At 65.8% G+C, this 14,921-nt stretch carries 14 protein-coding genes; 4 read left to right on the top strand and 10 right to left on the bottom strand.

Going from position 1 to position 14,921, the window contains the following annotated elements:
* Positions 1–215: 215 nt before the first annotated feature.
* The 3 genes from SKA58_RS16050 to SKA58_RS16060 are packed head-to-tail and all read right to left on the bottom strand — an operon-like array spanning position 216 to position 5,857.
* Positions 216–1,580 carry an efflux transporter outer membrane subunit gene (locus SKA58_RS16050; protein WP_009823521.1) on the bottom strand — a complete coding sequence of 455 codons (1,365 nt, stop codon included), beginning with the start codon at positions 1,578–1,580 and terminating at the stop codon, positions 216–218.
* Positions 1,577–4,717, bottom strand: coding sequence for an efflux RND transporter permease subunit (locus SKA58_RS16055; protein WP_009823522.1), 3,141 nt, complete (start codon positions 4,715–4,717; stop codon positions 1,577–1,579). The genes SKA58_RS16050 and SKA58_RS16055 overlap by 4 nt, the downstream gene beginning before the upstream one ends.
* Positions 4,718–4,726: 9 nt before the next feature.
* Complete coding sequence (locus SKA58_RS16060; protein ID WP_198005991.1) at positions 4,727–5,857, bottom strand: efflux RND transporter periplasmic adaptor subunit; 1,131 nt, start codon at positions 5,855–5,857, stop codon at positions 4,727–4,729.
* Between the two features lie 367 nt (positions 5,858–6,224).
* Between SKA58_RS16060 and SKA58_RS16065 the strand changes: the two genes are divergently transcribed.
* Both SKA58_RS16065 and SKA58_RS16070 read left to right on the top strand, forming a co-directional pair.
* Positions 6,225–6,953: a response regulator gene (locus tag SKA58_RS16065; RefSeq protein ID WP_009823524.1), complete on the top strand. Its 729-nt coding sequence runs from the start codon at positions 6,225–6,227 to the stop codon at positions 6,951–6,953.
* Positions 6,950–8,314 (top strand): ATP-binding protein, encoded by a 1,365-nt coding sequence (locus SKA58_RS16070; RefSeq protein ID WP_009823525.1) that lies wholly within the window; start codon positions 6,950–6,952, stop codon positions 8,312–8,314. The genes SKA58_RS16065 and SKA58_RS16070 overlap by 4 nt, the downstream gene beginning before the upstream one ends.
* Positions 8,315–8,318: 4 nt before the next feature.
* Here the strand turns inward: SKA58_RS16070 and SKA58_RS16075 are convergent, their stop codons facing one another.
* From SKA58_RS16075 to SKA58_RS16095, 5 genes are all read right to left on the bottom strand, one after another.
* Entirely contained in the window at positions 8,319–8,645 is a 327-nt protein-coding gene (locus tag SKA58_RS16075; protein WP_009823526.1) for a DUF3325 family protein, read from the bottom strand.
* Complete coding sequence (locus SKA58_RS16080) at positions 8,642–10,153, bottom strand: PepSY-associated TM helix domain-containing protein (RefSeq protein WP_009823527.1); 1,512 nt, start codon at positions 10,151–10,153, stop codon at positions 8,642–8,644. Before SKA58_RS16080 ends, SKA58_RS16075 begins: the two co-directional genes overlap by 4 nt.
* Positions 10,150–10,452 carry a hypothetical protein gene (locus tag SKA58_RS16085; RefSeq protein ID WP_009823528.1) on the bottom strand — a complete coding sequence of 101 codons (303 nt, stop codon included), beginning with the start codon at positions 10,450–10,452 and terminating at the stop codon, positions 10,150–10,152. The genes SKA58_RS16080 and SKA58_RS16085 overlap by 4 nt, the downstream gene beginning before the upstream one ends.
* A 169-nt stretch (positions 10,453–10,621) precedes the next feature.
* Positions 10,622–11,254: a 2-dehydro-3-deoxy-6-phosphogalactonate aldolase gene (locus tag SKA58_RS16090; RefSeq protein WP_009823529.1), complete on the bottom strand. Its 633-nt coding sequence runs from the start codon at positions 11,252–11,254 to the stop codon at positions 10,622–10,624.
* The gene (locus tag SKA58_RS16095) at positions 11,251–12,117 is read right to left on the bottom strand and encodes a 2-dehydro-3-deoxygalactonokinase (protein WP_009823530.1); all 867 of its coding nucleotides are present in this window, start codon (positions 12,115–12,117) and stop codon (positions 11,251–11,253) included. Before SKA58_RS16095 ends, SKA58_RS16090 begins: the two co-directional genes overlap by 4 nt.
* 139 nt (positions 12,118–12,256) lie before the next feature.
* On the opposite strand from SKA58_RS16095, the gene SKA58_RS16100 reads away from it, so the two are divergent.
* Positions 12,257–12,928, top strand: coding sequence for a DUF4197 domain-containing protein (locus SKA58_RS16100; protein ID WP_009823531.1), 672 nt, complete (start codon positions 12,257–12,259; stop codon positions 12,926–12,928).
* A gap of 38 nt (positions 12,929–12,966) precedes the next feature.
* Positions 12,967–13,230: a hypothetical protein gene (locus SKA58_RS16105; RefSeq protein WP_009823532.1), complete on the top strand. Its 264-nt coding sequence runs from the start codon at positions 12,967–12,969 to the stop codon at positions 13,228–13,230.
* A gap of 59 nt (positions 13,231–13,289) precedes the next feature.
* Here SKA58_RS16105 and SKA58_RS16110 read toward each other — a convergent pair whose 3' ends face one another.
* Together SKA58_RS16110 and SKA58_RS16115 are read right to left on the bottom strand one after the other, a co-directional pair.
* Positions 13,290–13,532, bottom strand: a complete 243-nt coding sequence (locus SKA58_RS16110; RefSeq protein WP_009823533.1) for a hypothetical protein — start codon at positions 13,530–13,532, stop codon at positions 13,290–13,292.
* A gap of 251 nt (positions 13,533–13,783) precedes the next feature.
* Positions 13,784–14,836 carry a Leu/Phe/Val dehydrogenase gene (locus SKA58_RS16115; protein ID WP_037543942.1) on the bottom strand — a complete coding sequence of 351 codons (1,053 nt, stop codon included), beginning with the start codon at positions 14,834–14,836 and terminating at the stop codon, positions 13,784–13,786.
* Between the last annotated feature and the right edge of the window lie 85 nt (positions 14,837–14,921).

A 14,921-nucleotide genomic window follows, 5' to 3' on the forward strand; every position in this document is an offset into this window, starting at 1 on the left:
GCCGCCCTCATGAAAAGCGGCGGAGCGCTGCGCGACGCAAATGATACGATCCGGTACGGATAGGCGGGGGTCTTCGCCTTGGGCGGGCATGCGCGTCATTTGTAGATAGCGACCATATCGACAGTCTGCTGGAAATATCTCCGTGGCCAGCGGACGGCCAAGTGGGCGCGGCCCCGCGCTCGCGCATGCCCGGCCGACCTACAAACGGGGGACTCTCACTGATCGGCGCCAATGACGCGGTAGAGCAGGATGCGATTGTTAACGAGCGCCAAATCTGTGGCAATCGCCGATTGCTGCGCATTGTAGAGGGATCGCTGGCTGTTGAGCGCCGTCAGGAAGGTGTCGATGCCGGCGCGATAGCGTTGTTCGGCAAGGTCATAGGCCCTGCTGCTGGCGATCACGAGCCGCCGTTGCGCCACCTGCTGCGCGTCGATCGTTCCGGCACGCGCCAATCCGTCCGCCACTTCCTGAAATGCCGTCTGGATCGCCTTTTCATATTGCGCGAGATACAGGTCGCGTTGCGCTTTGCTATAGTCCAGATTGCCGCGGTTGGGGCCGCCGAAAATCGGCAGGATCGCCGACGGGCTGGCGGACCAGCCGAATGCGTCGCTGCCGAACAGCGATGACAGGGCCGTACTCGCTACACCAATGGCCGACGTCAGGCTGATCGTCGGGAACATCGCCGCACGGGCCGCGCCGACATCGGCATTGGCGGCCTTGAGTTGGTGCTCGGCTTGCAGCACGTCGGGCCGCTGGAGCAATATGTCCGACGACAGGCCGGCGGGTACGCGCGCTATGCCGGAGATCAGGCTGTCGAGCGACTGGGGTAGCAGCGCGTCCTCGACCGGTGCGCCAGCCAGCAGGTCCAGCGCGTTGCGATCCTGCGCCACCTGGGTCACGGTCGCCGCGACGTCGGACGCGGCCTGCTCGACGATGGTTTCGGCCTGATGTACGTCCAGCTTTCCGGCCAAACCGGCAGCATTAAGCGTTCGGGTGAGGTCGAGCGTCCGCTGCGCGCTGGCCTGCGTTTGCCGCGCCAGCACCAGCAAATCCTGATCCGCCGCCAGCGTGGCATAGGCGCTGGCGGTTTCCGCGATCATCGCGATGCGCGTCGCGCGCGCGCCCTCCTCCGTCGCCAGATAGGATTCCAGCGCGGCCTGCGTCAGGCTGCGCACCCGGCCGAACAGGTCGATCTCAAACGCGCTGAAGCCGATGTCGGCGCTGTAATTGTCCAGGCGCGCGTCGTTGCGGTGGCTGATGCTGGCCCCGGCATCGGCGGTGATCGTCGGCAGCCGTGCTGCGCGCTGGACCCGATATTGCGCGCGGGCGGACTGCACATTGGCGATGGCGGCGCGCAGATCGCGGTTATTGGCGAGCGCCCGGTCGATGATGGTCCGCAAGCGGGCGTCCTGCACCAGCTGCGTCCAGGCAAGGCCTGCCTGCGCGCCGGCGGGCCGCGGGGCATAGGCTTCGCCCTGCGGCAATGTGGCAGGCACGGGCGCGGCCGGTCGCTCATAAGCGGGCGTCATCGAACATCCCGCCAGCATCAGCGCGCTGATGCCGATCAGCACACGGGTCATGCCATGGCCTCCATATTGGCGGCGGGGCCGGCGGGCTTGTCCTTGCCGAACAGGCGCAGGATCGTCACGAAGAAGAGCGGCACGAGGAAGATCGCCAGCAGGGTCGCGGTCGTCATGCCGCCGATCACCGCCGTGCCGATGGCGACGCGGCTTTGCGCGCCCGCACCGGTTGCGATTGCCAGCGGCACCACGCCCGCGATGAAGGCCAGGCTGGTCATCAGGATCGGGCGGAAGCGCAAGCGCGCGGCCTCCAGCGCCGCGTCCCAGGCATTTTTGCCCTGATGATGCGCAAGCTCGGCAAATTCGACGATCAGGATCGCATTCTTGGCGGCAAGGCCCATGGTGGTGAGCAGGCCGACCTGAAAGAAGATGTTGTTTTCCAGGCCCCGCGCCCAGACTGCGATGACCGCGCCGACCAGGCCCAGCGGGATGACGAGCAGCACCGCGAGCGGGATCGACCAGCTTTCATACAAGGCGGCAAGGCAGAGGAAGACGACGAGCACCGAGAGACCATAGAGCAAAGGCGCCTGCCCGCCTGACAGCTGTTCCTGATAGGACAGGCCGCTCCAGGCGTAGCTGGTGCCGGCGGGCAATTGCTTTTGCAATTCGACGATCCGGTCCATCGCTTCGCCCGAGCTGGCGCCTTGCGCAGCCTGACCTTGTATTTCGAAGGAAGGGAGGCCGTTGAAGCGCGAAACGGACGTCGGGCCCATCACCCAATGGGTGGTGGCGAAGGCGGAAAAGGGCACCATCTGCCCGGTCGCGCTCTGACGCACCATCCACTTGTCGAGATCGTCAGGCAATGCGCGATAGGGCGCGTCGGCCTGCATATAGACGCGCTTCACCCGCCCGCGATCGACAAAGTCGTTGATGTAAGTGCTGCCCCAGGCGGAAGAGAGCACATTGTCGACGCCGGACTGGGTGAGGCCCAGAACCGCCAGCTTTTCGGAGTCAATATCGACCTGAAGCTGCGGCGTATCCTCCAGCGTCGCGGCGCGCACGCCCGACAGGACAGGGTCGTTCGCTGCGGCGGCGATCAACTGGTTGCGCAGCGCCAGGAACCGGTCCCTGCTCAATCCACCGCTGTTCAATAGCTCGAAGGTGAAGCCATTGGACTGACCAAGGCCCCGGATCGCGGGCGGCGTCATTGCCAGCACTTTGGCATCCCGGATCGCGCTAAGCTGTTTGTTCGCGCGTTCGGCAATGGCGCCGGCGGAATTTGCGCTGCCCTTGCGTTCGTCCCAGGGGGCCAGATTGATGAAACCTTGCGCGACATTTTCGCCCTGGCCCTGGAAACTAAAGCCGGTGAGGATGAAGGCGAAGGCGACATTGTCCTTTTCATCATTCATGAAATATTGCCGCAATTGTTCGGCCGCCACCGCCGTGCGGCTGGACTTCGCACCGGCCGGGAGCGACACCTGCGCCATGACCTGCCCCTGGTCCTCGACCGGCAGGAAGCTGGTGGGCAGTCGCGTGAACAGCAGCGCCAGGACCGCCAGGATCACCACATAGGCGCTCCAGAACAGGATGCGCTTGCCCAGTATCTGCTCGGTGCGGTGGACATAGCCACGCGTCAGGCGATCGAACCAGCGGTTGAACTTGCCAGCCCAGCCGCGCTGCCGCTGGTCATGCGCCGACGCCTTGAGCAAGGTCGCGCACAGCGCCGGCGACAGGATCAGCGCGACCAGCACCGACAGTAGCATCGACGATACGATGGTGATGGAAAACTGCCGATAGATGACGCCGGTCGACCCGCCGAAAAAGGCCATGGGCAACAAGACGGCGGACAGGACCAGCGCGATGCCGACCAGTGCGCCGCCGATTTCGCCCATCGACTTGATCGTTGCGTCGCGCGGCGAAAGCCCTTCCTCCTCCATCAATCGTTCGACATTTTCCACCACCACGATGGCGTCATCGACCAGCAGGCCGATCGAGAGCACCATGCCGAACAGGGTCAGCGTATTGATGGAATAGCCGAACAGGGCGAGAATGCCGAAGGTACCCAGCAATACGACCGGCACGGCGATGGCGGGCACCAGCGTCGCGCGCCAGCTTTGCAGGAACAGGAACATCACGATGACGACCAGCACCACCGCCTCGATCAGCGTGTGGATGACTTCATCGACCGACAGCTGGATGAAGGGGGTGGTGTCGCGGGGATAGACGACCTTGTAGCCATGGGGCAGGTTGGCGGACAGGTCGGCGACCTTGGCCTTCACCAGTTCAGCGGTCTTGAGCGCATCCGCGCCCGGCGCCAGCTGCAAGGCCATGCCGGACGCGGGATGACCGTTCAGTCGCGCCGAGGTGGTATAGCTTTCATTGCCCAGTTCCACCCGCGCCACGTCGGACAGATGCACGACCGACCCGTCCGATTGCGTCTTGACGATGATATTGCGGAACTGTTCGGGCGTTTGCAGGCGCGATCGGGCGCGGACCGTGGCGTTGAGCTGCTGCCCTTCGGGCGCGGGATCGGCACCGATCTGTCCCGCCGAAACCTCGACATTCTGCGACTGGATCGCACTCTGCACGTCCGATGGCATCAGCTTGACGGTCGCCAGCTTGAACGGGTCGAGCCAGATACGCATCGCATATTGCGATCCGAACACCTGGGTCGCGCCGATGCCGTCGATCCGCGCAATCGGGTCTTGGAAGTTATTGACCAGATAGTCTGCGACATCGGCCTGTGTGACCGTGTCCGTTTCGTCATACAGGCCCACGACCAGCAGGAAATCGGTCTGCTGCTTGGTGACGGTCAGCCCCTGTTGCTGCACCGCATTGGGCAGGCGGCTGAGCGCCTGCTGCACCTTGTTCTGGACCTGCACCTGCGCGGTGTCGGGGTCAGTGCCCTTCTGGAAGGTGACGGTGATCCGCGCCTGCCCGTTATTGGTGGAGGAGGACGAGAAATACATGAGGCCGTCAATGCCGGTCAGCTGCTGCTCGATGACCTGCGTGACGCTGGTTTCCACGGTTTCGGCGTTGGCACCCGGATAGGTTGCGCTGATGCCGACGCCCGGCGGTGCGATGTCGGGATATTGCGCGATCGGCAGCGACAGCATCGCGCCCAGGCCCGCCAGCATGATGCCGATGGCGATGACCCAGGCAAAGATGGGCCGGTCTATGAAATAGCGGCTGAGCATGATCGGCCCCTATTTCGCGCCGACCGGCACGGGCTTCACTGCGGCATCGGGCTGAACTTTGTCCGTGCCTTCGACGATCAACCGGTCGCCGGCCTTCAACCCGGCGGTAATCAGCCATGTGTCGCCGATCGCCTGCGCGGCGGTCACGGTACGGCGCTCAACCTTGTTGCCGCTGCCGACCACAAGGGCGGTGGCATTGCCTTTGGCATCGCGGGTAATCCCCTGCTGCGGCGCCAATATGGCGTCGGGGACGACCGACTGCGGCGCGACCACGCGGACGAACATGCCCGGCAGCAGCAGGCCGTCGGGATTGGGGAAGCGCGCGCGCAGCGTGACTGTGCCGCTGTCGGGATCGACGATCGGTTCGGCGAATTCGATGCGGCCTTCCAGCGGATAGTCGCTGCCATCGTCCAGCTTCAGCCGGATGGTCGCGCTGGCGGGCAGGGTCTTGCCTGATGCCAGCGACCGGCGGAGCGCCAGCAGTTGCGCGCTCGATTGCGTCACATCGACATAGATGGGGTCGAGTTGCTGGATCGTGGTCAGCGGGTCGGCCTGGCTGGCTGTCACCAGTGCGCCAGGCGTGAAGAGGGTGCGGCCGATACGCCCGCTGATCGGCGCGCGGACCAGCGTGAATTCTAGGTTCACGTTGCTCGTCTGAAGGGTTGCGCGGGCCTGCTGCACGGCGGCCTGCGCCTGCCGTGCCGTGGCGATCACATCATCCCGGTCCTGCGCGCTCACCGCTTCGGTATCGCCCAGGCTGCGATAGCGTTGTGCCCGGGCCTGCGCGGCGGCGGCGGTGGCCTGCGCGCTTGCCAGCGTGGCAAGCGCCTCGTCGCGCGATGCGCGATAAAGGCGCTGGTCGATGCGGTAAAGCGGCTGGCCGGCGCTCACCAGTGCGCCTTCTGTAAACAGGCGCTTCTGGATGATGCCAGACACTTGCGGCCGGACCTCCGACATCAAGGTCGATACCGTCCGGCCGGGCAATTCGCTGTCCACCGTGACATTGCGCGCCGCCAGCGTGACCACGCCGACCTCCACCGGTCCCCTTTTTGGGGCCTTTTCCTGACTGCATGCGGCCAGCATCATCATCAGGGCAATCGGTGCGACCCGAAGGCCGTGGGATCGTGCGGAGGTCGGCATGGATCGGCGATCGTTCCTTGGCGTCGGCGTTACGGGCTCCTGCGATGCCGCCGGTCAGACACAGGGGGATGATCGGGCGCACAGGGGAGGGGGAGGGGTCGTGCGCCAAGCCGATCAAGCCTGTTCGTTCGGGTTTTCCAGCCGCGTCAGCGGCGAGGGGTCATCGCAGGAGCTCCGCTTTGCGTCGGCCACAGGGGGTCAGCCGACCCCATCCTCTTCGGGAGTTTGCCCGTCACGTCATAGTGCGAGTTGTTTTCGCTTCCGCTCCAACTGTTGCGCCGCCGTGCACCTTGGTATCCCTTTGTATCAGCCTGTATCGCGCGCGAAGAGGCGCAGACTTTCGGTGGACGAGGCGGTAGGAAGAGGCATGCTGGATTCCTCCCCTGCCCGACAGGCGACCGTGCTGGTGGTCGACGACGATGCGGATATTCGCGACCTCATCATCGGTCAGTTGCATCAGGAAAACTACCGCCTTCTCGCTGCGGCCAGCCTGGCCGAGCTGCGCCGCACGTTGAAGGAGGAGGCGGTGGACCTCATCGTCCTCGACCTCAACCTGCCCGATGGCGATGGATTGATGCTGTGCCGGGAATTGCGCGCCGAAGGCGCCGACGTGCAGATCATCATGGTGACGGCCCGCGGCAGCGCCATCGACCGGGTGCTGGGACTGGAACTGGGGGCGAACGATTATCTGACCAAGCCGTTCGAACCGCGCGAATTGCTGGTGCGCATCCGCAACCTTTTGCGGCGCGGACGCGGCGATCCCACCGCGCGGCCGGCGGCGGCGCGCTTCGCCCGCTTCGGCCCCTGGCGGCTGGACCTGCAACAGCGACGGCTGGTCGCGCCCGACGATAGCCTGGTGATGCTGTCATCCGCCGAATTTCGCCTTCTGTCGCGCTTCATCGAAGAACCCAATGTCGTTCTGTCGCGCGAGACTTTGGTGCCCGAACGGCGCGCGACCGCTGCCTTCGATCGGTCGATCGATTTGCAGGTCAGCCGTTTGCGCCAGAAGCTGGCGACAGTGCCGGGTGGAGACGAGTTGATCCTGACGGTCCGGGGCGAGGGCTATGTCCTCGCCAGCGGGGTGGAGCAGCTATGACGGGCATGCGGCCTGTGCAGCGGATCCGCGCCTTTTTCGGGACGATGGCAGGGCAGATTTTCCTCATCCTGACGCTGGGCATGTCGGTGGCCGCGATCATCGCCCTGCTGGTGGCGGAACAGGCGCGGCATCATGATTTCGAACGGGTGCGCCGCGCGCGCGTGGTGGCAAGCGCGGTCGACATCGCCGATCGGCTGCAACGCGATCCTGCCCGCGTCGAGGCGATGATGGCCAACCGTCGCATCGTCGGCGCGGCGATGGCGCCCGCCGGCGTGGCGCTCAGCGACACCGATGCCGAACTGGAATTGATCCTGACCGAGCGGCTCGGCAGGCGCTCGCAGCCCGAAGCGGGGCAGGTGCCGGCCGGCCTGTGCTTTCCCAGCGGGAACAGGGAACGCGCGGCCGGCGTGATCGACGCGCCGCGCCCGGATTGCTGGATCGTGCGCTTCACCGACGTGCGCGGCGCGCGCCGCGCCATGGCCCTGAGTTTCCCCCGTCTGATCAAGCCGCCAAGCACGATCTTCAACCCGGCCTATCTGCTGGTCATCGTTGCGGCGTCGGCGGGACTGGCGATCCTGGTCGCGCGATCGGTGGCCAAGCCCTTGCGGCGGCTGGAGCGCGCGGCGGAGGCATTTTCGCTGTCGCTCGACCCGGAGGAGATTCCCGAGCGTGGTCCCGAAGAGGTGCGCGCCGCCTTGTCGACCTTCAACCTGATGCAGCGCCGGGCGAGGGCGGGCTTCGCCGAGCGCACGCAATTGCTGGCGGCGATCAGCCACGATCTCCAGACGCCGCTGACCCGCATGCGCTTACGGCTCGAACTGGTCGACAATGCCGACCTTCGCGAACGGCTGCTGGCCGATCATCAGGCGATGCAGACCTTGGTGCGCGAGGGTCTCGACCTTGCGAGCAGCACCGAGTCGCGGGAGGAATGGTCAGTGATCGACATCGACTCGCTGCTCGCCAGCATGGCCGAGGATGCAGAGGATCTTGGCGCGCCGGTGCGCTTCGTCAGCGGGTGTGGCGGGACCGTGCGGGTGAAGCCCAATGCACTGACCCGCTGTATCGCCAATCTGGTGGACAATGGCGTCAAATATGGCGGTGGCGCCGACATTAGTTGCACGCGGTCGGGCGGACGATTGATGATCGATGTGCGCGATCATGGGCCCGGCATCCCGGCTGATCAGATCGACCAGATGTTCGAACCCTTTACGCGCGGGCCGAGCAGCCAGCCCGGCGGGCGGCATGGCACGGGCATCGGCCTTACCATCGCGCGGTCGCTGGCGATGAGTTTCGAGGCTTCGGTGCGGTTGCGCAACGCGCCCGAAGGCGGCGTTGTCGCGACCATCGATATGAAGGGATAAGGCGTCAGGCGCCGCTAGCGACGCCAAGGATGACGAGCGCGATCGCGCCGGCAGCCCCCTGCTTCAGCCAGTGTGGCCGGTAGCTGAGGCCCAGAAGCAGCAATCCGCCCACCAGGGGCAGCAGACCGAGCCAACTGACCAGCCCGATGCCGCCTTGCCAGTGGGGCAGCATCGCCATCGATGAAGCGAGGATCAGCAGCCAGCCGACAGGAGCAAGCAGCGGAGCCATTGCGGGCTGATGCCAGGGACCAGCCAGCGCGCGTTGATGCCGGCTCATGCTGCTGGCGAGCAAGAACAGGCCGAGATAGAGAAGGCCGGCCGCCGCGATCATGCCGGCACGGCCCGGTGACGAACGGGTGTTGTCCGGTCGCGCCGCCGGGCCTGGCGCAGGATCACCGGCAGCAGCGCGCCCGCTACGCCCAGCAGCATCAGGTTGATCGTCAGCATGCCCGGCTCGATCGTCCAGACCGGACCCAGCAAGGCCGCGCAGGCGCAGGCGAGCGCCAGCAGGCCGAGCAATAGCGGCCAGCCGATCGTGGGCCGCAGCAAGAGTCCGGCGAGCACCACGGCCCCGGCGGTCCAGAGCGCGGCCGAAACCTCGGCCTGCGCGCGCGCGGCCATGTCGAGCGGCAACAGCCGGTTGGCGATCAGGAATGCCACCGCTCCAATCGGCACGCCGGTCAGCACGCCGACGTTGAGCCGTTCCAGCATATGATTGCCAATCGACAAAGGCGCGCGTTCACGGCGCTTGACTGTCCAAAGGACCATGCCGGTTGCGATCGCCATGGTCAGCATCGCGCCACCCAGAAAATAGAGCCAGCGCGTCACGTCGGGCGCGAAGCGCGCCATGTGCAGGCCATAGACGGTCTGATAGGCGCGCACGCCCGCGCGCTGTTCGGTCCAGGCCTTGAGCATCCGGCCGGTCGCGCCGTCGAAACTGACCTCACCAGACATGTAGCCGATGGACCGTGCGTCCGAAGGATAAACGACCACAACCGCCCCCGTGTCGCCGGGGTTGAAGACATAGACTCGGCCGATCGGCGCGCCACCAAACTGGCGCTGCGCGGTCGCCAGCATCGGCGCGATCGGCGCGAGCGGCGCCTTTTCACCGGTGGCCGCGCGGGTGACGGAGCCGGGCGCAAGGTCACTGTACATGGCTGTGACGTCCGTGCCATAGCCCGCCGTGATTCCCCAGGGCAGGTTGACCGATGCCAGCGTCACCAATCCGGTGAAGGTGATCATGATGTGAAAGGGCAGGGCAAGAACGCCGAGCGCATTATGCCCGTCTAGCCAACTGCGCTGGCCCTTGGCCGGGCGGAAGGTGAAGATATCCTTGAAAATGCGTTTGTGTGCGATGATGCCGGTCACCAGCGCGACCAGCATCATCATGGCCGCGAGCGAGGCAACCAGTCGTCCCCACGGGTAGGGCAGCTCCAATTCGAAATGGAGCCGGTAGAAAAATTCGCCGCCCAGCGTCTCACGCGCGACTGGCGCCCCGCTGACGGGATCGAGCGCGCGGGTCACATAGGCGCCGTCGCTGTCATAGGTCGCCTGCACCGCATTTTGGTGAGCGTCGGGGGCGGTCAGATACCAGCCGGCCGAACCATGCGTATTCTCATCGAGCCAGCGGGTCGCCGCGACGATCGCGTCCGCTGGCGCGGCGATAGCGGTCGTTTCGGGCCGCATCCAGCGGCCAATCTCGGCCTTGAACACGGTCAATGTGCCCGTGAGGCACATGAGGAACAGCACATGGCCCAGCAGCAGCCCGGTCCAACCATGCAGCCAAGTCATGCATTGGCGCGCGCCATCGCGCAGGGCAGCAGGCGCCGATCCCCTCATGCCGGTTGCCCCGCGGCCCACGCACCGATCGCCAGCAATCCCGCGGCACCCGCGACGCTCCCCAGCGCGCGCCATGGCCCGGACGCCAGAAAGGCCCAGATGGTGACGGCAGGGGCCACCAGATAGGCGATCATCGTGGCGACGGTCACGGCCTCAACCCGGCTCATGGGCAGGGTTCGCGCCAGCAAGGCCGCCGTCAGCGCCATCACCAGATAGGCCCCCAAAGTCCCGGCCAGCACGCGCAGTGCGACATTGCCGCGATAGCGCCACCCTATTGACCGCCGCGCGCCCGTTGTCATTGGCGCTCGCTTCCGCCCAGCGCCGTCAGCGGGCGCGGATGACCCTGAAGATGGCCAGAGAAACGATGCATGATGATCCTTCGAGCAAATTGCGTGATCGCTCGATAGGAAATCACCACATGCGAGTCAATCGCATTAGCAGATGTGGCAAGGGTTTCGGGCGTGCATGTCAGTTGGTCGCGGCCTTCCAGCCCTGCATGAACGCCTGTGCCGCCTCGCGCACCTGCGCGGCAGTCGCGCCCGGCTTGTAGAGCGCAGATCCCAGGCCAAAGCCGTCCGCACCAGCAGCGACCCATGGCCCCATATTGCCGGGATTGATGCCGCCCACCGCCAGGACCGGCAGCTCTTTGGGCAGCACGGCGCGCTGCGCCTTCAAGACGGTGGGCGTAGCGGCCTCGGCGGGAAAGAGTTTGAGCGCGCTCGCTCCGGCCTGCACCGCCGCGAAGGCTTCAGTCGGGGTGAAATAGCCAGGCATGGAAATGAGCCCCGCCTCCGCACTGCGGCCGATCACCGACAGGTTGCTGTTGGGCGAGATGATAAGCCGTCCGCCGGCCTGCTGCACCGCGTCCACCTGATCGGGCGTCAGCACCGTCCCCGCGCCAACCAGCGCCTTGCCTTCCAGCCGACGCGCCAGCCGCCCGATGCTGACCAGCGGATCCGGCGAGTTCATCGGCACCTCTATCAAGGTGAAGCCCGCCTCCACCAGCGCGTCGCCGATCGGTTCAACCTCGTCCGGGCGAACGCCGCGCAGGATGGCGACCAGCGGGCAGCGGGCGAAAGCGGTCGTGAAATCGAGGCTCATGTCAGATTCTCCCAAAGGCGGGTGGCGCCGGCGATGAAGGCGGCCTGGCTGTCGATCCGCACCGCTTGACCGCCCAATTGCACGATCGCGCTGGCATAGAGCGCGCCCAGCGCCGCGTCGGCAAGCAGATGCACCCGTTGCCCCGCAGCATAAGCGGCGCAGTCCGCGCCGATCAGTAGGCCGCTGACATAGGCGGCGGCGTCGGCGCGCGCGCGCAAACCAAGCAGGCTGGCCGGGCGCACGCCGAACAGCGAGGCCAGCAGATCGCCGCGCGCACCATCGCGCACGCCGTCGGCAAAGGCGTCGCCTGCGCTGATTTCGCCCGTCATCTCCTGCCCGATCAGCGCATGCTTCTTGAGCAGCGCAAACATCTCGCCAGTCATGGCGGTGGCGAACCGAGCGATCGCACCATCTGTCATCCACGCCCATTTACAATGCGTACCCGGCTGGCACAGCAGGGCGTCGGACGGAGCCAGATCCGCGCAGATCGCGCCCAGCAACTGCACTTCTTCGCCCCGCATCACATCGCCGCGTCCTTGCGCGACGTGAGATACGCCAGGAACGATGTGCACGCCGTCCATCGGCGTGATCATGGCAGCGGAAATCTGCGCCAGCGTGGCGGGCGTCGCCACATAGCCCGCGTCCATCCATCCGCGATTGGACCCGATCATGCCCGCCAGCAGCATCGGTGCGTCGCCAAGACACGCGCGCAATCGCGCCACTTCCTGTTCAAAGCCGCCTGACGGGACGGCGGTCACGCCCAGTGCGTCCTGCAAGCTGTCAATGACCTGGCCTTCGCGGATGCGATAGGCGCGCCGGTTGGTGGTTCCCCAATCGACTGCAATGAAGTCCTGTTGCCCCATATTGTCCGAGTATATCGCGCATATGGATTTGGCAACCGCGCCGCCTGCGCGCAACGCGAAGCATCATGCGGCGTTCATGCGTTCAGCTTGCGTCAAAGCCGCCAGGTTCATCGGCAGGGCGTACTGAGGGAGACAGATCATGCAGCCGACCCATATGCGTTCCAACCGGCGCAGCCTCATTGCAGCGCTGGCATTGCTTCCGCTCGCCGCCTGCGCGACGCCGATGGGCCGCTACACTGTCGAACAGGCGGTGCGTCGCTTGTTGCAGTTGTCGAGCGAGCGCGCCTTTGCGCGGCTGACCGAACCGGGTGGTTTCTACGATAATCAACTGACGCGCATCAGCCCGCCCGATCTGGGTGGCGGAAAGGGCGGCGCGGTTCTGTCCGCTTTGCTGCGCACCAATGCCGTCCGCAATCGGGTAGCGATGGCGCTGAATGATGTGGCGGTCGATCTTGCCGACAATGCCGCGCCGATCGTCATGGACGCCGTGCAGCGGATGACGCTGGCCGACGCGGTATCGGTGCTGCGCGGCGGCCCGACTGCGGCGAGCGACCTGCTCGCCCGGGAAACGCGCGGAGCTGTGGTCGATGCGCTGATCCCCGGCGCATCGCGCGCGCTCCGGTCGGATATGTTCGAAATGCTTTCGGCCGCACTGTCCGCCAGCGGCGGGCGGGACTATGCTGCGATGGCGACCAATGTCTCCAATCAGATCGGCGACGCGATCTTCCGTGCGATCGGACAGGAAGAGGCGGAAATCCGCCGCGATCCGCGCGCTACTGGCGATCCTGTGCTGATCGCCCTGCTCGGTTAGGCCTTGATTTCGCGCGCGCGCCGTGGTGACGCATTGCTATGGAACAGAAATTTCCCGGCGTCGCGTCTATCCCCTGGGATCAACCCGCGACCATGATCGACCTGGACGGCAAGCCGCCGCTGATCGGCACGATCCGCGATTGCGCGGTGCATTTCGGCTTATATAAGCCAGCCGCCCGCGCGCAGGCGCGCATAGTGCTGACCCAGCCCGTCCACCGCGAAGGCCGCAAGACGCGGACCTGGCTGCTTGAGCCCGATGAGATCGAGGCTCTGGCCGAGCGGTTGAAGCGCGAAACCAACTAGACTTGGCCAACAGGCCCGGCTTTGCGGCATATCCGCCGCGCCGGGCCCGCTCCTTCGGCTCAACGCTGGGCCAGTTGCATGCTGGACTTGCGGCTGATCGTCAGTCCGGCCTCGGCCCATTCCGCCTTGGTGCGGCATTCGGTGCGCGGCACCATGGAGCCGGCAGGCGTTTCGCGGAAGCAATAGCTGTCGGACTGTTCGTCATAGCTCACCTTGGCGCGGCCAAAATTGCCTTCAGGCTGCGCCAGAGCGGGGGTGGCGACGAAAGCGGCGGCGACGGTGGCGAGAATGATGGTCTTCATGATGTGGTTCCTTCCCTGACTGTGTCACGGTCCCTCGTGGATCGTGCCATCATCATTGCAGGGGGTGTGCCAGTTTCATGAAAAGCTCAGATTTGCACGGTTTTTTAGACTGACGGCTCATGTCATCATGTGCAAATCCCTATCATCGAGGATTAATTGCCACGAGTTGGTAAAGTTCGCGAGCCGTGTGAATGGTGGTACAACGAAGCCCGGCGCGCGCCCTTGCACCGGGCGCGCGCCGGCACCGTTTATCAGGCGGCTTTTTCCGCTGCGCCGGCAATGACCGCTTCGGCCATTTCATCGGCCACCACCGCCGGCGATCGCCCTTCGCGGGCGGCCTGCTCCAGGATGCGAGCGACGCGCGGGCCGATGCGGGCGACGCGGGTGCGCACGCTTGCTTCGTCCTCGCCCAGATATTCGGCAGACACGCTGATGATGCCGCCGGCATTGACGACATAGTCGGGGGCGTAGACGATGCCGCGCGCCAGCAGGGCGTCGGCGACGTCCGGCGTCGCAAGCTGGTTGTTGGCCGCGCCGCAGACCAGCTGCGCCTTCATCGCTGCAACGCTGTCCTGCGTCAGCGCGCCGCCAAGGGCGCAGGGCGCGAAGATGTCGGCCTCCACCGCGGCGATATCCGCCACATCGACCACGCGCGCGCCCAGTTCGTCGGCCAGCGCGCGGCAGCGCTCCGCGTCAATGTCGGCGATCACGAGTTTGGCGCCGGCCTCGGCCAATTGGCGACACAGGCTCGCGCCGACATTGCCGACACCCTGCACCGCCACGGTGAGCGCATCAAGGTCCGCCTTCAGCGCCAATTGCGCGGCCATGCGCATGGAATCGAACACGCCGAGCGCCGTCCAGGGGGACGGATCGCCGCCCGCCATGTCCTGCGCCGGGTGCAGGCCCGCGACATGGCGCGTCATGGTCGACACCTGCTCCATATCCGCCACGCTGGTGCCGACGTCCTCCGCCGTTACATAGAGCCCCTCAAGCGCCTCGACGGCCTTGCCAAAGGCCTGGAACAGGGCAACGCGATCGAAATCGCCTTCAGGATAGCGCAGCACCGCCTTCGCCCCGCCCAGCGGCAGTTCCGCCATCGCGTTCTTGTAGCTCATGCCCTTGGCCAGGCGGCAGGCATCCTGCGTCGCGGCCTCGATATCGGGATAGCGCCAGAAGCGGCAGCCGCCCGCGCCCGGGCCAAGCGCTGTCGAATGAATGGCGATCACCCCGTCAAGGCCGCTGGCCGCGTCGCGCAGGCGCACGGTCCGCATCGTCTTGCTGGGGGAAGGGGCGTGATCGACCATCATATTCTCCTCTGGGGCATTTGCGGGCCGGCTTATGAACGCAGACATGCGAAGAGTCTTGCTCGAAATCGGACTGACGCGGTGT

The organism is Sphingomonas sp. SKA58, from assembly GCF_000153545.1.
Classification (GTDB): domain Bacteria; phylum Pseudomonadota; class Alphaproteobacteria; order Sphingomonadales; family Sphingomonadaceae; genus Sphingobium; species Sphingobium soli.